The organism is Actinomyces oris (assembly GCF_001937445.1).
Taxonomy (GTDB): Bacteria; Actinomycetota; Actinomycetes; order Actinomycetales; family Actinomycetaceae; genus Actinomyces; species Actinomyces acetigenes.
Genome location: NZ_MSKS01000047.1, coordinates 1 through 19102, shown reverse-complemented (window position 1 = coordinate 19102; position 19102 = coordinate 1). Strand labels below are relative to the sequence as shown.

At 71.2% G+C, this 19102-nt stretch carries 20 protein-coding genes and 1 tRNA gene; 18 read left to right on the top strand and 3 right to left on the bottom strand.

The window, feature by feature from the left end:
- Positions 1–47 precede the first annotated feature (47 nt).
- The 12 genes from BKH20_RS11510 (at position 48) to BKH20_RS11455 (ending at position 11622) form a co-directional block, all read left to right on the top strand.
- Positions 48–881, top strand: a complete 834-nt coding sequence (locus BKH20_RS11510) for a hypothetical protein (protein ID WP_070658164.1) — start codon at positions 48–50, stop codon at positions 879–881.
- 16 nt (positions 882–897) lie between these two features.
- A complete protein-coding gene (locus tag BKH20_RS11505; protein ID WP_075391168.1) occupies positions 898–1830 on the top strand; it encodes an LmeA family phospholipid-binding protein in 933 nt (310 codons plus the stop codon).
- A gap of 213 nt (positions 1831–2043) precedes the next feature.
- Entirely contained in the window at positions 2044–3378 is a 1335-nt protein-coding gene (locus BKH20_RS11500) for an AAA family ATPase (protein WP_070658167.1), read from the top strand.
- A gap of 23 nt (positions 3379–3401) precedes the next feature.
- Positions 3402–4403 (top strand): DUF58 domain-containing protein, encoded by a 1002-nt coding sequence (locus BKH20_RS11495; RefSeq protein WP_075391167.1) that lies wholly within the window; start codon positions 3402–3404, stop codon positions 4401–4403.
- A 4-nt stretch (positions 4404–4407) separates the two neighbouring features.
- Positions 4408–4929, top strand: a complete 522-nt coding sequence (locus tag BKH20_RS11490; protein ID WP_075391166.1) for an alpha-amylase — start codon at positions 4408–4410, stop codon at positions 4927–4929.
- Positions 4923–6035 carry a vWA domain-containing protein gene (locus BKH20_RS11485; protein WP_075391165.1) on the top strand — a complete coding sequence of 371 codons (1113 nt, stop codon included), beginning with the start codon at positions 4923–4925 and terminating at the stop codon, positions 6033–6035. The genes BKH20_RS11490 and BKH20_RS11485 overlap by 7 nt, the downstream gene beginning before the upstream one ends.
- On the top strand, positions 6032–7135 hold the full coding sequence (locus BKH20_RS11480; protein WP_075391164.1) for a VWA domain-containing protein: 1104 nt from the start codon (positions 6032–6034) through the stop codon (positions 7133–7135). The genes BKH20_RS11485 and BKH20_RS11480 overlap by 4 nt, the downstream gene beginning before the upstream one ends.
- Positions 7135–8121, top strand: a complete 987-nt coding sequence (locus tag BKH20_RS11475; RefSeq protein ID WP_256693158.1) for a hypothetical protein — start codon at positions 7135–7137, stop codon at positions 8119–8121. Before BKH20_RS11480 ends, BKH20_RS11475 begins: the two co-directional genes overlap by 1 nt.
- On the top strand, positions 8118–8615 hold the full coding sequence (locus tag BKH20_RS11470) for an NUDIX domain-containing protein (protein WP_075373147.1): 498 nt from the start codon (positions 8118–8120) through the stop codon (positions 8613–8615). The genes BKH20_RS11475 and BKH20_RS11470 overlap by 4 nt, the downstream gene beginning before the upstream one ends.
- Before the next feature lie 148 nt (positions 8616–8763).
- The gene (locus BKH20_RS11465) at positions 8764–9456 is read left to right on the top strand and encodes a TetR/AcrR family transcriptional regulator (protein ID WP_075391162.1); all 693 of its coding nucleotides are present in this window, start codon (positions 8764–8766) and stop codon (positions 9454–9456) included.
- Positions 9457–9510: 54 nt separating this feature from the next.
- On the top strand, positions 9511–10218 hold the full coding sequence (locus BKH20_RS11460) for a M50 family metallopeptidase (RefSeq protein WP_075391161.1): 708 nt from the start codon (positions 9511–9513) through the stop codon (positions 10216–10218).
- A gap of 186 nt (positions 10219–10404) precedes the next feature.
- A complete protein-coding gene (locus BKH20_RS11455; RefSeq protein ID WP_075391160.1) occupies positions 10405–11622 on the top strand; it encodes a sugar ABC transporter substrate-binding protein in 1218 nt (405 codons plus the stop codon).
- A gap of 123 nt (positions 11623–11745) precedes the next feature.
- Here the strand turns inward: BKH20_RS11455 and BKH20_RS11450 are convergent.
- A tRNA-Gly gene (locus BKH20_RS11450) sits at positions 11746–11819 on the bottom strand.
- 327 nt (positions 11820–12146) lie between these two features.
- On the opposite strand from BKH20_RS11450, the gene BKH20_RS14780 reads away from it, so the two are divergent.
- The 3 genes from BKH20_RS14780 to BKH20_RS11435 all read left to right on the top strand — a co-directional run bounded on the left by BKH20_RS14780 (position 12147) and on the right by BKH20_RS11435 (position 14340).
- Entirely contained in the window at positions 12147–12506 is a 360-nt protein-coding gene (locus BKH20_RS14780; protein WP_256693157.1) for a TM2 domain-containing protein, read from the top strand.
- A gap of 74 nt (positions 12507–12580) precedes the next feature.
- Positions 12581–13216, top strand: a complete 636-nt coding sequence (dcd, locus tag BKH20_RS11440) for a dCTP deaminase (RefSeq protein WP_075391159.1) — start codon at positions 12581–12583, stop codon at positions 13214–13216.
- Entirely contained in the window at positions 13213–14340 is a 1128-nt protein-coding gene (locus BKH20_RS11435) for a hypothetical protein (RefSeq protein WP_075391158.1), read from the top strand. The genes dcd and BKH20_RS11435 overlap by 4 nt, the downstream gene beginning before the upstream one ends.
- Before the next feature lie 371 nt (positions 14341–14711).
- Here the strand turns inward: BKH20_RS11435 and BKH20_RS11430 are convergent, their stop codons facing one another.
- Positions 14712–15515, bottom strand: coding sequence for a 3'-5' exonuclease (locus BKH20_RS11430; RefSeq protein ID WP_075391157.1), 804 nt, complete (start codon positions 15513–15515; stop codon positions 14712–14714).
- A 226-nt stretch (positions 15516–15741) separates the two neighbouring features.
- Between BKH20_RS11430 and BKH20_RS11425 the strand changes: the two genes are divergently transcribed.
- Entirely contained in the window at positions 15742–16593 is an 852-nt protein-coding gene (locus tag BKH20_RS11425) for a serine hydrolase domain-containing protein (protein WP_075391156.1), read from the top strand.
- Positions 16594–16653: 60 nt separating this feature from the next.
- Here the strand turns inward: BKH20_RS11425 and BKH20_RS11420 are convergent, their stop codons facing one another.
- A complete protein-coding gene (locus BKH20_RS11420) occupies positions 16654–17463 on the bottom strand; it encodes an exodeoxyribonuclease III (protein ID WP_075391178.1) in 810 nt (269 codons plus the stop codon).
- Positions 17464–17532: 69 nt separating this feature from the next.
- Between BKH20_RS11420 and BKH20_RS11415 the strand changes: the two genes are divergently transcribed.
- Together BKH20_RS11415 and tpx are read left to right on the top strand one after the other, a co-directional pair.
- Complete coding sequence (locus tag BKH20_RS11415; RefSeq protein WP_075391155.1) at positions 17533–18309, top strand: SDR family NAD(P)-dependent oxidoreductase; 777 nt, start codon at positions 17533–17535, stop codon at positions 18307–18309.
- A gap of 253 nt (positions 18310–18562) precedes the next feature.
- Entirely contained in the window at positions 18563–19060 is a 498-nt protein-coding gene (gene tpx, locus BKH20_RS11410; RefSeq protein ID WP_075391177.1) for a thiol peroxidase, read from the top strand.
- Positions 19061–19102: the final 42 nt, after the last annotated feature.

The following is a 19102-nucleotide window of genomic DNA, read 5'->3' as shown; positions in this document are numbered from 1 at the left end:
CTGGACCCGGGTGCCGATCATGAGCCGGGACCGTGGAAGGAGAATTCATGAGCGACCTGACGTGGACAGAGATGCCGGAGGTCAATCCTGAGCAGCCCGACGAGCTCGTCCTGGACTTCTCCGGAGAGATCTACCGGGTCGCTCCGGCCGACGCCTTCGTCATCGGCCGAGGCGGAGACCTCGATATTGACGACAACCCCTACCTCCACCGCCGATTCCTGGTCTTCGCTCACTCCGAGAACCTCTGGTGGATCGCCAACGAGGGGTCGCGGTTGTCGGCCACCCTGACCGATGGTGAGGGACTGGTCCAGTCCCGACTGGCCCCGGGCGCCCGCATGCCGCTGGTCTTCCCCCGGGTCATCCTCACCTTCTCCGCCGGCCCGACCACCTACGAGATCAACCTCATCACCTCCGGGGAGGACCGTTTCTCCGGGATCGACGGCGTGCGTCAGTCCTCCGGCCAGACCACCATCGGGGTGACCCCGATGACCCGCTCCCAGCTGCTGCTCGTCCTGGCGCTGTCTGAGCCGGTGCTCAAACGGGCCGGGACCGGGGCCGCCGAGATCCCCTCCTCCGCGGCGGCCGCGGCGCGCCTGGGCTGGCCGCTGACCAAGTTCAACCGCAAGCTCGACAACGTCTGCGAGAAGCTCGACCGGGTGGGGGTGCGCGGGCTGCGCGGCGGCCGGGTGGCCGGAGCCGCCTCCAACCGGCGTACCGCCCTGGTGGAGCACGCCGTGTCCACCCTCATGGTCACCGCCGAGGACCTCTACATGCTTGACGAGGAGCTGGCCGCCAACCAGGCCCCCGCCGACCAGACGGCCGAGCGCTCGGCGAGCACCGCCCCGGTGGCCCAGAGCTCGCCGTCGGCGCCGAGGCGATGACGTGACGCGAGGAGTGATGAGTCGCCGGGGAGACGCGGACTCGCCCCGAGTGGAGAGGGACGTCGTCGAGGAGGAGTCCCCCAACCGGTCGCTCCTCGACGAGGTCCTGGCGGACGATCCCGAGGAGGACGAGCTCTTGGAGAAGGACTCCTCGCAGGAGGAGCTCTCGGACGGTGACCGTCCCCGCCCTGCCCGGCGACGTCACGTGTGGCGGTGGCTGGCGGTCCTGGTGGTGCTCGTCGTCATCATGAGCGCCGGGGCCGTCGGGGCGGAGTACCTCGTGCGTGGGCAGGTCGACGCCGCCGTGCGCTCCGCCCTGCCGGGGCTCAGCCCGGACGCCCGGATCGCCACCAGGGGAATCGTCCTGCCTCAGGTCGTCGGCGGCTCACTGGACAGCCTGAGCGTGGACTCCTCGAGCCTGACGCTCACCTCCAAGGGCCAGAGCAACGCCTCGGTCACGCTCAGCGACGTCGACGTCGATCTGAGCCACATCAGCCTGCACAAGCCTTATCAGACGGACGCCGTGGCGGCGTCGGGCACCATCGGCTGGCAGCAGGTGGCCGAGCTCGCCGCCGCATCGCACCCGAAGCTCAAGGGCGTCACCCTTCAGGCCAAGCGCACGGGGACGAGCACCCAGGATCCGGGGGCCATCCAGGCCTCGATGTCCCTGCTCGGTCTGAGCGGTGAGGCCGAGATCGTCCCGTCGCTGGGTGCCGACGGCAGCCTGGTCCTGACCATCACCTCCACCCGGATGGGTGGGAACAAGCTCGGCGTCGACGTCGACAAGGGGCAGGACAGCATGCTCAGCTATATCGGGCTGGACTCCCCGCAGATCACGATCCCCGCGAAGTCCCTGCCGCCGGGGCTGCGCCCGACCAGCGCCATCGTCACCAACGACGGGCTCCGGCTGAGCCTGGCCGGGAGCCGGGTGAACCTTGGCCAGCTCTGACCCCGGGGTGGCGACCCCATGACGATTCGTCTCACATTTCCATCAAAGTGGCGCGAAACCGGTAAAAAGTGGAGGCCTGTCGGGGCTGTGGGGAGGACTTCCCCTCCGCTCGTGCCCCAGGTGGCCCCGGCTCGTATAGCCTGCCAATGCGTTGCCTATCCAGGCGCGAGCACGTGGCGCGAGGAATCAAGCCAGAACTGAGCGAGGAGAACCATGAGCATGCAGCCCGAGCACCGCGCCCAACCCGGCAGTCAGCCGGGTGGCTGGGGTAGTGGCCAGCAGTACGGCCAGTCGACCGGCCAGCCGGCGGCCCGACAGGCCGGTCAGCCCGCCGGCTCCTCCGCGGGGCAGGGTGCTGCGGCCTCGGCGCAGCGGCCGCCCTCGGTCCCTCCTCAGATCGACCCGCAGGCCGCCGGGGCCCGCTCCGTGCCGACTGCATCATCCAGGATGACGGTTCCCGGCTATCCCTCCGGCCCGGCGGCGCCGGCCGAGGAGAAGGTCGACACCGGCCCCCTGCCCTCCCGTGAGACGCTGCGCCGCGAGGCCCGGGCCGCCTCCAGCCGTCGGGGCGCCGGGGACGCCGACGTGGAGCGCGCCGCTGAGCTGCTCAAGTCCGTGGCCAACATCTTCTCCCAGCGCGTCGTCGGTCAGGAGCAACTGCGCACGGCCCTGGTGACCGCTCTCATGTCCAGTGGTCACATCCTGCTGGAGTCGGTGCCCGGCCTGGCCAAGACCACCGCCGCCCAGACGCTGGCCTCGGCCGTCTCCGGCTCCTTCCGGCGCATCCAGTGCACGCCCGACCTCATGCCCAACGACATCGTGGGCACCCAGATCCTCAACTCCTCCACCGGCGAGATGACCACCCAGCTGGGGCCGGTCCACGCCAACATCGTCCTGCTCGATGAGATCAACCGCTCCAGCGCCAAGACCCAGTCGGCCATGCTCGAGGCCATGCAGGAGCGTCAGACCTCCATCGGCGGCGTCGTCTACCCGCTGCCCCACCCCTTCATGGTCCTGGCCACCCAGAACCCCATCGAGGAGGAGGGCACCTACGTCCTGCCCGAGGCGCAGATGGACCGCTTCCTCATGAAGGAGGTGCTCACCTACCCGCGGCCCTCGGAGGAGGCCGACGTCCTGGACCGCATCTCCAACGGGACCTTCGACCAGCCCGTGACCGGTCGGCCCATCTCCACCGACGACGTCGAGTGGCTTCAGCGGGCCGCCGAGCGGGTCTACGTCGATCCCGTCATCAAGCAGTACATCGTCGCCCTCATCAACACCTCCCGCGGCGGGGGGCCGCGGCCCGTGCCCGGCCTGGACCGGCAGGTGCGCGTGGGGGCCTCCCCCCGTGGCGGCATCGCACTGATGAAGGTGGCCCAGGCCGTCGCCCTCCAGGAGGGACGCACCTACGTCATCCCCGACGACGTCCGCCTGCTGCGCCACGGGGTGCTGCGCCATCGGCTGGTGCTCACCTATGACGCCCTGGCCGACGGAGTCGCGCCCGAGGCGATCATCGACGCCATCTTCGCGGCCGTCCCCACGCCCTGAGCCAGGTGGGGACCAGCACAGCGATGAGCACGGAGGTACATGGCGCCCCCGAGGCGCCCGAGTCCGATTCCGGCGAGGGCCGGCGCGGTACGCGGATCGAGCGTCTGCGCGCGGCTCTGAGCCTGCCGACCCTGCGCCGCGCCACAGGGCTGCTCGACGGGCGCCACAAGTCGGTGTTCGTCGGGCGCGGGCAGGACTTCGACGACATGTCCTTCTACCGGCCCGGCGACGACATCTCCGACATCGACTGGAAGTCCTCGGCCCGCCTGGGGCAGCCGGTCATCAAGCGCTACCAGCGCGAGTCCATGATGCCCATGGTGCTGGCCGTGGACACCGGTCGGACCATGGCGGCGATGACCCCCACGGGTGAGGACAAGCGCGACCTGGCCCTGGGAGTGGCGGAGGTCTTCGCCTACCTGGCCCGGATGCGGGGGGACTCGGTGGCGCTCGTGGCCGGTGACGCCGGCCGGATGGTCTCGCGCCCGGCCCGTTCCGGGGCCAAGCACGTGGAGACCCTGCTGGCGCTGCTGGCCCGCACCTTCGAGGACCTCGACGCTCCCGTCGAGGGGGCGCCCGGCGTCTTCGAGCTGGCCCCCGGGGCCCCGCCCTCCAGTCTGCCGCACCTCATGGAGCGGGTGAGCACCTGGCACCGCCGACGCAGCCTGGTCATCCTCATCACCGACACCGCCCACCCCGGTCCCGATGCCGCGACCTGGCTGCGGCGCCTGTCGATCCAGCACGAGATGATCGTTGTCCAGGTCGAGGACGACGACCCGCTGCGCCAAGGCGGCGGCCGCGGGCGGGACATCGACCTGCCCTTCGAGATCCCCGCCTTCCTGCGCGCGGACTCCTACCTGGCGGCTCACGCGGCCGTGGTGCGCGAGCAGTGGCGCACCAGCGTCGAGCAGGTGCTCGACGCCCGGCACCTGGAGTACGGCGTCGTCTCCTCCGAGGAGACGCTCATCGACTCCATCGCCGAGCTCCTCCAGCGTGAGCGCGCCGCCGTGGCCAGAGGGAGGCGGTGACCCCATGCAGATCATGCCCCCGGTTCTCATGCCGATATGGATGGTCATCGTCATGGTCGTCGGCCTGCTGCTGGTGACCGCCTGGCTGCTGCGGACCTTCCTGGTGACCCGCCGCGACCTCTCCCAGGAGGTCGGAGACATCCCCATGGCGCCCCGTGAGCGCCGCCAGTGGGGTGAGCGTCTCGGTGAGATCTCCCAGCGCTGGGACGCCGGTGACCTGGACCTGCGCGAGCTGCACCTGGAGCTGGCGGCGCTGCTGCGCGGCTTCGCCGAGGCCCGCAGCGGGGAGGAGATCACCACCGCCACGGTCTCGGAGATCCTCGACATGGCCGCAACTGCCGGGCCGAGCTCGGTGGAGGAGCGGCGACGCAGCGTGCGCGCGGCGGGCCGTCCCCTGGACATCAACCCGCTGGGGCACGTCGGAGAGCTGCTCGCCGTGTGGGAGCAGCCCTCCTTCGACCGTGAGCCGCAGGCCGCCGCGCAGGAGGCCCTCACCCACGCCAGGGAGGTGGTCACCCGATGGTGATGCTCTGGTTATTCATCGTTCTTGTCGTCATCGCCGCCGCGGCGATCATCGCGGTCTTCATCATCGACCGCCGTTCCAGCGGGGATCCCACCGCCAGGGCGCCCAAGCGCTTCAGGGCGCCCTGGAGCCGGCGGGGCGAGGATCAGGCCGTCGAGCTGCCCCGCCGCCTGGCCAACTCGGCGAGCCTGTTCCAGCTGCCGGCGGTGCGCAAGCGCATCCGGGCTCAGCGCTGGCTGCACGCGCTCCTGGCGGTCATGCTGGTCTCGGGCCTGGTGAGCGCCGCCGCCATCGCTGGTCGGCCCGTGCGCGTCACCGAGCGCTCCGACGCCCTGGCCAACCGTGACATCGTCCTGTGCCTGGACGTGTCGACGTCGATGGTCAGGATCGACTCCTCGGTCCTGACGACCTTCTCCGAGATCCTGGAGGACTTCGACGGCGAGCGGGTGGGGATCGTGGCCTGGAACTCATCCGCGCAGACCATCGTCCCGCTGACGGACGACTACGAGCTGCTGCGTGACCAGCTCACCGAGCTGGGCGACGTGCTGGACATCGACCCGCAGAACGTCACCTACAAGCAGCAGCTCGCCTACCAGGAGGCCTTCGGCGGAACGATCAACAACAGCATCAACGGCTCCTCCCTGGCCGGTGACGGGCTCGCCTCCTGCGCCCAGGCCTTCGACAACCAGGACCTGGATCGCTCCCGCTCCATCATCCTGGCCACCGACAACCAGGTCATCGACCCCGACAACGAGCAGATCTACCCCCTGCCCGACGCCGCCAAGCTCCTGGCCGAGCGCAAGATCCGCCTGTTCTCCATCTACGGCGCCGACGAGGACCAGCCCTACCAGAACCTCCTCAACAAGACTCCCGAGGAGTCCCGCGAGGAGCTCAAGACCGTCACCGAGGAGCAGGGCAAGGGGCGCTTCTACGACGTCGAGGACTCCGGCACCGGGGGCCAGATCGTCAAGGAGCTGGAGAAGACCGAGGTCTCCGCGCTCGGGGGCCGCAAGCAGACCCGTCGCACCGACGTCCCCCAGCGGCTCGTCATCACGCTCTCACTGGTGCTTCTGGGCTACCTGGGACTGACTACCTGGAGGCGAGCATGAAGCCGGTTCCGATCATCGGGGACTTCGCGTTCATCCCGGTCACCTGGTGGATCCTCGTCCTCCTCGTGGCGGCCGCCCTGACGGGGCTGCTCATCGTCTCTCGGCGCCGCCTGGTCCGTGATGATGCCGAGCCGGCCGCCCGCCGGGCCTGGTGGAGGCGCCTGGCCATCGTCGTCGTCATCGTGCTGGCGCTGGCGGGGCCGGCGATCCGCGGCAGCGAGGCCATCAGCGTCTCCAACGTGGAGATCTACATGGTGGTGGACCGCACCGGCTCCATGGCGGCGGAGGACTACCAGGGCAAGGGACCCAAGGGCGTCGACCAGTCGGCCTCCACCAGGCTCGACGGCGTGCGCGCGGACATGCGGGCGATCCGCGAGGCCTTCCCGGACTCGCGCTTCTCCATCATCGCCCTGGACAACGCCGCAGCCCGGGAGCTGCCGCTGACTCACGACACCAACGCCGTCGACGCCTGGATCGGCTCCTTCAAGCAGGAGGTCACGAGCCACGCCACCGGCTCCTCGCTGGAGGTGGCGCTTCCACTGCTGGGGCAGACGCTGGCACAGTCCCGTCAGTCCGACCCCAAGGACATCCGCCTCGTCTACATCTTCTCCGACGGCGAGGCCACCGACGAGGGCCGCGGCGCACAGGTGGCCGACAACGCCGGCATCTCCTGGAAGTCCCTGGACGGCCTGGTCGACGGCGGCGCAGTGCTGGGCTACGGCTCGACCGAGGGCGGCAAGATGCGCAGCTACGACGGCTCACCGTCCACCGGCGAGCACACCCAGTCCGACTACATCACCGACGGCCAGGGCGGGCAGCCAGGGGTGTCGAAGATCGACGCCGACGAGCTCCAGAAGGTGGCCAAGGAGATGGGGCTGCCCTACTACCACCGCACCGGCGGGTCGGGCGACGACCCGACGAGCAAGTTCACCAACCTCGACATTGAGGCCGTCTCCGCCGACGGGCGGGCCAAGACCAACGCCCGGGTGTACCTGACCTGGCCACTGGGACTCATCGCCTTCGGTCTGCTGCTGTGGGAGATCCTCGATCTCATGCGAGCCGACCGTCGCCTGCGTCTTCTCATGGGAAGGGGAAGATGATGACGATAGGAAACACCCCCGGCGAGGTCCCCGGGCAGGGCAGCGGCGGGGCGCAGCCCGGTGCCGTCGAGGGAGCGCAGGGTGCCGCCGGAGCCCCGGAGCAGGTGCCCGACTACCTGCAGGAGGCGGACCCGAATGACGGGGCCTCCTCGCCGGACCCCTCGGCCCCCGAGGACCCCAGGCGGCGCGAGGCCCGTCTCAAGCGGCGCCGTCGGCTCCTGGCGATCGGCGGGGTGCCCGCGGCGCTGGCCACGATCATCTCCCTGTGGCTCGGCTCGATCTTCCTCATCTCCCTGGCCGGAAACCGTGCCGCGGCAGCCGGCCACTACGACACGGCTCTGTCGCGCTACCGCACGGTCGCCAGGATCAACCCCTGGCTGGAGCAGTGGCGCGTCCACTTCAACCTGGGCACCGGTCAGCTCGCCGCGAAGGATCCGACCTCCGCGGTGGCGACCCTCAACCAGGCTCTCAGTGAGGCGCCCGCCGCCAAGGTCGACTCGAAGACCAAGGCGAAGGAGGCCGGCTCCCCGGAGTGCATGGTGCGCACCAACCTGTACGTCGCCCACCTCACCCTGGCGGCCCAGGCCCAGGAGAGCGGAAGCCCCGCGGCAGTGACCGAGCACATCGAGGCGGCCAAGAAGGCGGCCGATACCTGCGAGGTGCCGCCCCCGCCCGAGCAGAATCCCTCCCCGAGCCCGAACCCCTCGGCCACGCCCAGCAGCGACCCGAGCGCGAGCCCCTCCTCCCAGCCCAGCAGTGACCCGAGCTCCAGTCCGTCCTCGCAGCCCAGCAGTGACCCGAGTGCGAGCCCCTCGTCGTCGGCGTCGAGCTCGCCGGGCGAGACCTCCTCCAGCACCCCGAGCGCCAAGCCGACCCCGACCCCGGTCGACGACCGGGCTAAGCGCCTGCGGGACCGCAACAACGGCAGCCCGGGAACCACTGAGGAGCCCGGAGGCAGTGACAGCAACAAGGGAAAGCCCTGGTGAGCGACTCCGATACGGGCAGGACCTCTCGCCTCGTCGTGGCGGCGGCGGTCCTGGACGACCTGGAGCATCCGACCGCTCTGCTGTGCGCGGCCCGTTCCTACCCGCCTGAGCACGCCGGCCAGTTCGAGCTCCCCGGCGGCAAGGTCGAGCCCGCCGAGCGGCCCGAGCAGGCCCTGGCCCGCGAGCTGGACGAGGAGATCGGCCTGAGCGTCCGCCTAGGACCCGAGCTCGTCGTTCCCCGACAGCTGGCGGTTGTGGCGCCACCGGACAGCGGCCCCGGCGACGACACCCCGGCCTGGCCGGCCATGCACGGCTTCAGGATGCGAGTGTGGCTGGCCGAGCCCGCCCGACCCGGGGACCGGGGCAGAGTCGGAACCGACCATCAACGGTTGGAGTGGGTGCGCCTGGAGCCGCCGGATCAGCTGCGCCGGCTGCCGTGGCTGGAGGCGGACCTGCCGATCATTGACGCGCTCGTGGACGCCCTGGGGCGCTGATGGGCACTGGGATGACGGCGGCGGGGTTGAGACGGGTGGCCCTCCTGAAAGCCGCGGGCTCGAGCATGCCGGCAGTCCCGCGACGCCAGCCCTTCCCAGTTTCTGACACTTCTATCACTCGCGTCATCTTGTAAGTTAGGGTTGCCTCATGCCGAAGATCCTGGGTTCCTCGCTGGCCGAGCATCGAGAGCGCACGCGCACCGCCCTGTTCCGGGCGCTGTCCGAGCTCATGAGCCAGCGCAGCTTCGACAAGATCACCCTGTCCGACGTCGCCAACCACGCGGGTGTGGGACGCACCGCCGTCTACAACCACTTCGCGGACAAGGAGGACCTCCTCCTGGCCTTCATGGAGCACGAGGCCGGCCGCTACGCCGAGGAGCTCTCCCGGGCGCTGGCCGGCACCCAGGACCCGATCGACCGCCTGCGCATCTACGTGCGCCAGCAGGCCCTCATCGCCCGGCACTTCCACTTCCCGACGTCGGGACCGCTGTCCGGGGCGGTCTCGCGCGGGACCGCCGGTCGCCTCAAGGCCCACGGGGCGCTCCTGGCCCAGATGCTCTCCTCGATCCTCACCGACGCCATGGACCAGGGGCTCATCCCCGCCCAGGAGCCCGAGCAGGTCATCCCCCTCATCCACGCCACCGTCATGGGCGGGCGCCCGACCCCCACGGATCCGGAGCAGCGCCGGGCCTACCTGGAGAGCCTGGACGTCTTCGTGCTGCGGGCGGTGGGGGCCCGTCAGCCCGCCCACGCGGTTCCGACCATTGCCCAGCCCCACGCCACCGAGCCCCTGGAGGGCGCCGAGGCCCCCGGTTCGCCTCATCACAGCGCGGTCGGCTGACAGCGTGAGCCACGGCCTGCCGCGCAGGTGGGCGGGCCTGGCAGACTTCCGCTCGTGAACCTGAGCTGGACTGACACCTGGAACGACCTGCTGAACCGCGCCTCGAACGTCGTCGGCCTGGATCCCGGCGTGCTGTGGCCGGCGTTGGCGATCCTCCTCATCGTCCTGGCCTGGGCCCCGGCCCGCCGCTGGGGACGCACCCTGGTGACGATCGTCCACGAGGCCGGGCACGCCGCCGTCGGCCTCATGGTGGGGCGGCGCTTCCGCGGATTCGTGGTGAGCCGGGACCTGTCCGGGCACGCCGTGACCGCCGGCAAGCCCACCGGCCCCGGCCGAGTGGCCACCTCCTGGGCCGGCTACCCCGCCCCGGCCGTCCTGGGCGCCGTCGTCGTGCTCCTGGCCCTCAAGGGCTGGGCGAGCGCGGTCCTCCTGCTGGGGCTGGTCCTCCTGGCGGTCCTGCTGGTCATGTCCCGCTCCGTGCGCACGGTCCTGCTGGTCCTGCTCGTGGCCCTCCTGACCGGGGCCCTGTGGTGGTGGGGCGGGCAGTGGCGCGACGGCGTCGTCGCCGGGGTCGGGCTGGCCCTGCTGGTGGGGGCCTGGGACTCCCTGCGCGACGTCGCCGCCTCACGCGACCCGGGCCAGGACCACCGCACCCTGGCGCACCTGACCCGGGTTCCCGCCGGCGTGTGGCTGGCCAGCTGGTTCCTCGTGGACGCGGCGGCCACCGGCGTCGTCGTGCTGGCCCTGCGTGATCTCCTGTGAGGTGAGGGCGGGCCTCGCGTCCGAGCCCGCCGCCGGCATGGCCTACGCTTCCTCCTGGCGACGCGGGGCCCGCAGTGCCCTCCCGCCGTCCCCGCCCGACGTCGCTCACCGTGAGCCCACAGGCGCCGTTGCGACCCCGGGCTCACCCCGCTCCCGGGCACTCCGGGATTCCCTCAAGGAGAACACATGATGCTGTCCCGCAGGACGTTCGCCCTGACCTCTCTGGGGCTGGCCGTCTCAGCCACCCTCGCCGCCTGCTCGTCGAAGTCGAAGGACGGAGCCACCGAGGAGGGCAAGATGGCGCTCATCGTCTCCGATGAGGGCGAGGCCGCCGCGGAGGCGCTGTCCAAGGCGGTGGAGGCATTCACCAAGGACACCAAGGTGGAGGTGGACATCAAGCCCGTCTCCGACGTCTCCCAGGAGCTGGCCCACGGGATCACCGCCGAGCCGACCATCGACGTCGTCGTCGTCAACCCGGCCCAGCTGTCCAGCTACGCCGGCTCCCTGCACCCCTGGGACAAGGGGTCGGCCGCTGTCAAGGACGCGCACCCCGCGCTGCTGACCAGCGCCACCCGGCAGGAGAAGATCGCCGCGGCGCCCCGGGACGTCTCCACCCTCGCCCTGTACATCAACACCTCGCTGTGGTCGGCCGCGGGCCTGAGCGACTCGGACTACCCGACCACCTGGGAGCAGCTCGACCAGGTGGCCGCCAAGCTCACCTCCGGTGGGGTCGCCGGCCTGACCCTCGATGCCTCCTACGCGCGCGTGGGCGCCTTCCTCATCCAGGGCGGTGGGGGCCTGACCAGCGCCGACGGCACGAAGGCCACGGCCTCCTCCGAGGGCTCGGTGGCGGGCCTGACCCAGGTCAAGACGCTCCTGTCCTCCGGCTCGGCCGGGTGGGGCGCCGACCTGCCCGCCGGTTCCGCCGCCGACGCCTTCGGCCAGGGACAGGCCGCCATGGTGATCGAGACCGAGGCCCTGGTCAAGACCCTGGCGGACGCCTACTCGGGCGTCTCCTACAAGGTGGTCGAGCTGCCGGCCGGCAGCGGCGGCAAGGGGACCCTGCAGTTCCCGACCTTCTACGGCGTCGTCGAGGCCTCCAAGCACAAGGCCGACGCCATCAAGCTCGTGGAGTACCTCACCGCCGCCGAGCGGCAGGTGGCTCTGGCCGGCGCGGCGGGCACGGTCCCCGCCGGCAAGTCCGCCAGTGAGACCTGGAAGGGAAAGCACGCCGACCAGGCGGCCTTCCTGGCCGGCGTCGAGTACTCCCAGCCCGTGCCCTCCGCCTCCGGCACCTCGGACATCATCGCCAACTTCGACAACGAGCTGCCCGGGCTGGCCGGAGGCGACCCGGCAAGCATCCTGGGCAGCGCCCAGGTGAACCTGCAGGCCGTCCTGTCCTGACCCCGGGGCGTCGTCGGTCAGTGCTGGCCGACGCTGGCCGGCGCCGGCTGGTGTTGGCCGGCGCCGTCGGGGCCGTGCAGCAACGAACGAGGGCCCGAACCGTGATGGTCCGGGCCCTCGGGCTGGAGCGGGTGACGGGAATCGAACCCGCGCTGTCAGCTTGGGAAGCTGAAGTTCTACCATTGAACTACACCCGCGTGGCACCAGTGGATGTGCGTCCCAGGTGCGTGCGGAAGTCTAACCCAGACTCCGGTCGTCTACGCAAATCGGCCTGCGGAGGGGCCTCGTGGACCGCGCCGGCGACGCCTTCGCCACTACACTTACTCACGGATTCCCTGACGTCTTCATATGTGTGGTGAGTGCATGACTGATCCCTCCAACTCTCACGAGCCCGCTGAGCCGACTGAGCCCGCTGCGAGCCCCGGCCCGGACGCGCCGGCGCTGCCCGCGGGTTCCGCCCCCACGGACTACCCGTCAGGCGGGTACCCGCCCTATGGCGCGGCCCCTACGATCCTGGTGCCCAGTTGGGGTATGACCCGCAGTGGGCCTACGCGCCCCCGCCCGGTTACGGCACGCCTCCTGGGTACAGTGCGCCTGCCGGCTACGGTCCCGTCCCCGGCTACGGTCCCCCCGCCTACCCGGGCAAGTCCAAGGTGGCCGCAGGCATTCTGGCGCTGCTCCTCGGAGCCTTCGGAATCCACAACTTCTACCTGGGCTACACGGGCAAGGCGCTCTTCCAGCTCCTGGGCACGCTCTTGACCTGCGGGATCCTGGCTCCTCCGATCGCCATCTGGGCCTTCATCGAGGGCATCCTCATCCTGGTGGCCCGCCCCGGCGAGGCGCCGTGGGGTGTTGACGCCTCCGGCATGCCGCTGAGCAGCTGAGGCGCGGTCCGGGCCTCCCGGATCCCCAGGGCATCTGTGTGACGCCTCCGGGAGGACCTGGCACAATCGGGACCGTGCTGCTCTCAGACCGCGATATCCGCACCGAGCTCGACGCCGGGCGGGTCGTCCTCGACCCCTATGATCCCGAGATGATTCAGCCGGCCTCCATCGACGTGCGCCTGGACCGATGGTTCCGTCTCTTCGACAACCACCGCTACCCGGTCATCGACCCGGCCGCCGACCAGACCGGGCTGACCCACCTGGTCGACGTCGGGGCCGACGAGCCCTTCGTTCTGCACCCCGGGGAGTTCGTCCTGGGGGCCACGTATGAGCGCATCACCCTGCCCGACGACGTCGCCGCCCGCCTGGAGGGCAAGTCGAGCCTGGGGCGCCTGGGGCTGCTGACCCACTCCACCGCCGGATTCATCGACCCCGGCTTCACGGGGCACGTCACCCTGGAGCTGTCCAACACGGCCACCATGCCCATCAAGCTCTGGCCGGGGATGAAGGTGGGGCAGCTGTGCTTCTTCCGCCTGTCCAGCCCCGCCCAGGCCCCCTACGGCTCGGGCGCCACCGGCTCGCGCTACCAGGGCCAGCGCGGACCGACGGCCTCCCGCTCCCACCAGTCCTTCCACCGCACCCGCATCCCCGACACCCCGGCGGCCCCCGCCGACGGCGCCGCTCCCATCTCCCAGGAGAAGCACCTATGAGCGACTCGACCGACTTCGCCGTCTCCCTGCCCACCGACACCGGCACCTTCACTGCCGCCTCCATGCTGCCGGTCGGGCTGCTGGACACCAACCACGTCCTGCTCCTGGCTGACGACGTCGCCCCCGACGAGGTCGAGGCCCTGGCCCTGTCCCAGGACATCCAGTCCGGCTGGGTGGGGGTCTCCAGCCTCCAGCTCTTCCCCGGGGTCTCCCTGCTGGGGCCCTGGAAGGTCGACGCCGAGATGCGCGGCCTCCTGGGGGCGCCGGAGTGGACCACCCAGCTGATGATCCTGGACTGCCCCCGCATCCGTGCCGGAGCCCTGCCGGCCGAGCTCGCCGGCCTGGACCCGCTCTCCGACGCCTTCCCCCACGCCCAGCCCACGGGGGCCGAGCTGGTGGCCCTCACCCGCCTGCGCGCCATCGCCCGGCGCCTGGCCGGGGCCCTGCGGCTCATTCCCGGAGGGGACGACGAGGAACCGGTCCTGGTCGAGCCCAGCCCGGAGGTCTCGGCCTCCCTGACCGTCTACGCCCCGGTGTGGCTCGGGCCGGAGGACCTGGTGGCCGTCCTGCAGCCCGTGGCCCCCGAGGTGAGCACCGCGCTGGAGGTCGTTCAGCCCCGCGGCGCCGTCGGGCTGGACGCCATCGACCCCGAGCAGCTGGAGAGCCTCGTCGAGCGCATCGGCCCGGACGTCTTCGAGAAGGCCTGGCGCGGCTCGGAGAAGGTCCGCCAGGACACGATGCGTCAGGAGATCGTCGCCGCCGCCACCGGCAACGTCATCGAGGAGGTGCGTGACGGCTACGCGGTCGTCACCCCGGTCGACTCCGAGCACGAGGGCTGGGGGCGCATCGAGGTGCGTGCCGGCGCCACCGACGGACTGCCTCTGGCCGTGCGCGGTGAGCCGTGGGCGCGTGGGGCGGTCCTGTCCTACGACCTGCGCTGGATCCCCCTGGACCAGGCCGACGCCTACGCCGAAGTGGTCTCCCGCTCCCGGCGCCGCGAGCGCCAGACCGCCCGGGACCTGGTCGAGGAGCTCGCCACCGTCCTGGTGGCCGCCGTCTCCGGGGTGGCCGTGGATGACGACGGATTCCTCGTCTCCCTGGGTGAGGACGCCGAGGAGGCCTGAGAGGTCTCGTCGGCGGTGTGGGCGCTGCGCGGCCCCCGGTGAGGCGTTGTCGTGAGACTTCCGGTACTGCACGAGGGCGGGGTGCTGCTGGGTGAGGTTCGGGGGTTCTCCATGCGGGTCGGGCCCTCGTGCGGCACGCACAACCCCCGGCCAGTCCACCCCGGGGTTCGTGGAGTAGCCTGCCGGGACGTGGCCGACTGAAACGGGGACTGCGTTTTCCTCCCAGAACGTCCTTGTCCTGCAGGCGACTGAGGCCGTACCCCAGTCGCCTGCGGGAGAACGCAGTCCTCGTGGGAGAGGTAAGTCCCCGATCAGGGACGGCGCGGCGGCATCCGGTCCGGTGGCCCCGGCACTGCTCGCAGCCCGGAGGCCTATTGACGCGGCCCCGCGGACTCCGGCGCGGGGCGGGCTCGCTCGGCACCCGGCGTGGTGCGCGCCGTGAGACGCTCGACGCCGTCCCGCGCCCTTGCCGCGTCCCAGTGCCAACCGGCGAAGCGGCGAGCCTCAACGAGCGAGCGGACCCAGGCCACCGGCTCCTCGCCCCGCTGGGCCCCCACCGCCAGATAGTGGCGCAGCAGGCCGGCAGCGGCCAGGGCATCGTCGAGCGCGTTGTGGTGGCGGCCGATCTCCACCCCGGCCACCTCGCAGCAGGTGGTCAGCCGGCGCGACGGCGTCGTCATGAAATGGCGCGCCCACTCCATCGTGCACACCCGCGGCACCCGCGCGCCCCGGTCGAGCAGTCCCCGCGTCCCCAGCGCCTGGGTGAGGAAACCGACGTCGAAGCGGGCATTGTGGGCCACCACCGCCCGCCCGGCCAGGTTGGCCACCAGCAGGTCGGCGACGTCGTCGAATCCGGGCGCCCCAATGAGATCCTCGGCGACGAGACCGTGGATATGAGTGGGGCCGACGTCCACACATGCACCGGGGTCGATGAGTGTGGACCAGCTGCGCTCGACGCGCCCGGTGGCGTCGGTGAGCACGAGTGCGACCTCCAGGATCGAGTCCGTCGTGGGGGACAGGCCGGTGGTCTCCAGGTCGACGACGGCGTAGCCGACACCGGCGGCCTCGGCCAGCTCAGCGGGTGTGGGAACGGCGGCCGCCTGGCCGGGGGCCGTGGGGGAGCTGCGGGGGCGCAACGGGCCGCGGTCGGCGGGCGGGCGGTGGTAGAAGGGCATCGCTCCGATCCTCTCGCGAGCCGGCAGGTTTTGCCGACTCACGGCGTGCCGGGGCGCTGACCGGGGTGGTCCGGGCCGGCTCCGGGCCAGCTTCAGCAGGCCGGCGCTCGCGGCTGTGCCAGACGGCTCGCAAACGGAAGCGGGGGTCCGGTCCTCGTGGCGTAAGGTACGGTCGCGGGGGCGCTCGGCCTGCCGCGTCGAGAGCCGGTCCAGGTGAGGAGGAGCGATGACCACCCCGGACACCCCTCAGGCGCCGGCTCCTGCTCTGCCGGCACTGGCCGCCTTCCCCTTCCCGACCGCCCTCGTCGTGACCGGCAGGTCCGCCGCCGGCGACGGCGTGCTTCTCGAGGCCGGGGACATTGACGAGATCTTCCCCTTCGCCTCGGTGACCAAGCCGATCGTCGCCTGGGCGGCCCTGGTCGCCGTCGACCGGGGACTGCTGGACCTGGAGGCCCCCGCTGGTCCTCCCGCACCCGACGGCGCGACCATCGAGAACCTGCTGTCCCACTCCTCGGGGATCGCGGCCGACTCCGACGAGCGCCTGGCGGCCCCGGGCACGCGCCGCATCTACTCCAACCGCGGCATCGAGATCCTGGGCGAGCGCCTTGAGGAGGCCACCGGCACGCCCCTGGAGACCTGGGTGGAGACCACGGTGCTCGAGCCCCTGGGGATGGCCAGCGTCCTCATCCCCGGCTCGCCCGCCCACTCCGGGGAGGGCAGCGCCCGCGACCTGTCCCTGTTCGCCCGCGAGCTGGCCGCGCCCAGGCTCGTCTCGCCCGCCCTCGCGCAGCGCGCCCGCACTCCGGTCCTGCCCGGCCTCGACGGCGTCCTACCCGGCTATGGGCGACAGACCCCCAACCCCTTCGGCCTGGGGGTGGAGGTGCGCGGAGCCAAGTCCCCGCACTGGACCGGGGCCGGTAACAGTGAGCGGACCTTCGGGCACTTCGGCCAGTCGGGCTCCTTCATCTGGGTGGATCCGGTCGCCGAGCGCCAGGCCGTCTTCCTGGGGGCCAAGCCCTTCGGGGCGGTTCACCGGCGGACCTGGCCCGAGCTCGGCGACCAAATCCTGGCCTTGTAGGGGGGCTGCGGACCAAGGACGCCCGGTGTCCGTCCGCCCGTGGGGCCGCCGCCCTCGACCTCAGCTGACCTCAACGATGACGGGGACGTGGTCGGAGGCGCCCTTGCCCTTGCGCTCGTCGCGGTCGATGGCGGCGCTGGTGACGCGACCGGCCAGGGCCGGTGAGGCGTAGACGAAGTCGATGCGCATGCCCTCGTTTTTCGGGAAGCGCAGCTTCTGGTAGTCCCAGTACGTGTAGTTGGTGACCCGCTCGCGCGTGACCTCACTCATGCCCACCTCGGCGAAGGCGGCGAAGGCCTCACGCTCCGGCTCCGAGACGTGGGTGGCGCCCTCGAAGACGCTCATGTCCCACACGTCCTCGTCCCTGGGCGCCACGTTCCAGTCGCCCACCAGCGCCAGCGGTAGGTCGGGCTCGGCCTCGAGCCAGGCGGCGACGTCGTCACGCAGCACCCGCAGCCAGTCGAGCTTGTACGTGTAGTGCGGGTGGGTGAGCTCGCGGCCGTTGGGCACATACAGGCTCCACAGGCGCACCGGCGCCGCATCCGAGGCCGCACCCACCGTCGCCCCCAGCGCCCGGGCCTCGACGACCGGCTCGGCCTCGGGCTTGGCCGCCCAGGCGGGCTGGCCCGGGAAGGAGGTGGTGACGTCGTCGAGGCCCACGCGCGAGGCGATCGCCACCCCGTTCCACTGGTTGAGGCCGTGGATGGCCAGCTCGTAGCCGGCGGCCTCGAAGGGCTCGACCGGGAACTGGTCGGGGCGGCACTTGATCTCCTGCATCGCCAGGGCGTCAATGTCCTCGCGCTCCAGGAAGGCTAGGACGCGGTCGACGCGGGTGCGGATGGAGTTGACGTTCCAGGTGGCCAGGCGCATGGCAGCAGGGTAACCGGCGGCAGGGCGGGTTCCCATTGATCGCTCAGTAAGCGTCCTTAATGTGCCGCCATGGGAACAGCACTTGTCACCGGGGCCACGAGCGGCCTCGGCCTGGAGTTCGCCTGGCAGCTCGCCCAGGCCCGTCATGATCTCGTCCTCGTGGCGCGCACCCCTGAGCGCCTGCGGAAGGTGGCCGAGGAGGTGCGGCAGTTCGCAGGCGTCCAGGTGGAGACTCTGCAGGCCGACCTGTCCGAGCGCGATGAGCTCGAGCGCGTCGCCGAGCGCCTGCGGGACAAGAGCAAGCCTGTGGGGCTCCTGGTCAACAACGCCGGCTTCGGGCTGGGGCAGCACTTCGTCGGGGGAGACCTGGCCCGTGAGGAGCAGGCCCTCGACGTCATGGTCCGGGCGGTCATGGTGGCCTCTCACGCGGCGGCCGGCGCCATGGTGGAGCGCGGACGTGGTGCCATTCTCAACGTCTCCTCCGTTGCCGCGCACAATGTCGTAGGTACCTACGCGGCCGACAAGGCCTGGGTGCTGCGGTTCACTGAGGCACTGGCCGTCGAGCTCGCCGGCACCGGGGTGAGCGCCACGGCGCTGTGCCCGGGGCTGGTCCACACCGGCTTCCACGCCGCGGCCGGCATCGATGAGACTCAGTGGAAGGCGCCACAGTGGCTGGACGCCGAGCGCGTGGTCAGTGACGGACTCGCTGCGGTGCGCCGCGGCCAGGTCATCTGCACCCCGAGCCTGCGCTACCGCAGCGCCAACGCCATACTGCGGCTGGCACCCCGCTGGCTCGTGCGCCGAATGGCCAGTGACCCTGAGCGTTCCGGTCGAGGGCGCGACTGAGGTCGTGGGGGCTCACTGACGGCGCAAAGTGTCACAGATGGCGACTATTCCGGGGTCACCACCCTTGCTTCCGACCTTCCCGAGGCGCTGACCAGCACAGATGCGGCGAGGTCGGCGGAGACTGCCTCTAAAAGTCGCCAATCGTGACAGATCCGGGCGCGAGAGCCGGCTTGCGGTCCGATCCCGCCGCGGAATCGCCCAGGGCTGAGTGCTCCCGCTGGCCAGGGGAGCCGTGACCTGCAACCATCACACCATGGCTTCCATTACCTTCCACGGAAACCCCGTCAGCACTGTCGGCGAGCTGCCCGCTGTGGGCTCGGCCGCACCCGCCTTCGACCTCGTGGGCGCCGACCTCGCCCCGGTCACCAGCCAGTCCCTGGCCGGCCGCCGCGTGGTCCTCAACATCTTCCCCTCGGTGGACACCGGGGTGTGCGCCGCCTCTGTGCGCCAGTTCAACAAGCTGGCCTCCGATCTGGACAACACGACCGTGGTCTGCGTCTCCGCCGACCTGCCCTTCGCCGGCTCCCGCTTCTGCGGCGCCGAGGGCCTCACCAACGTGGTCACCGGCTCGACCTTCCGCTCCACCTTCGGCGCCGACTACGGCGTCACCCTGGCCGACGGCCCACTGGCCGGTCTGCTGTCGCGCGCTGTCGTGGTCCTCGACGAGTCCGGCAAGGTCGTCTACACCGAGCAGGTCCCCGAGGTCGGTCAGGAGCCCGACTACGACGCCGCCGTGGCCGCCCTGTCCTGACTCCCTCTTCCGCTGAGCCCCCAGGAGCCCGCCCCATCCGCG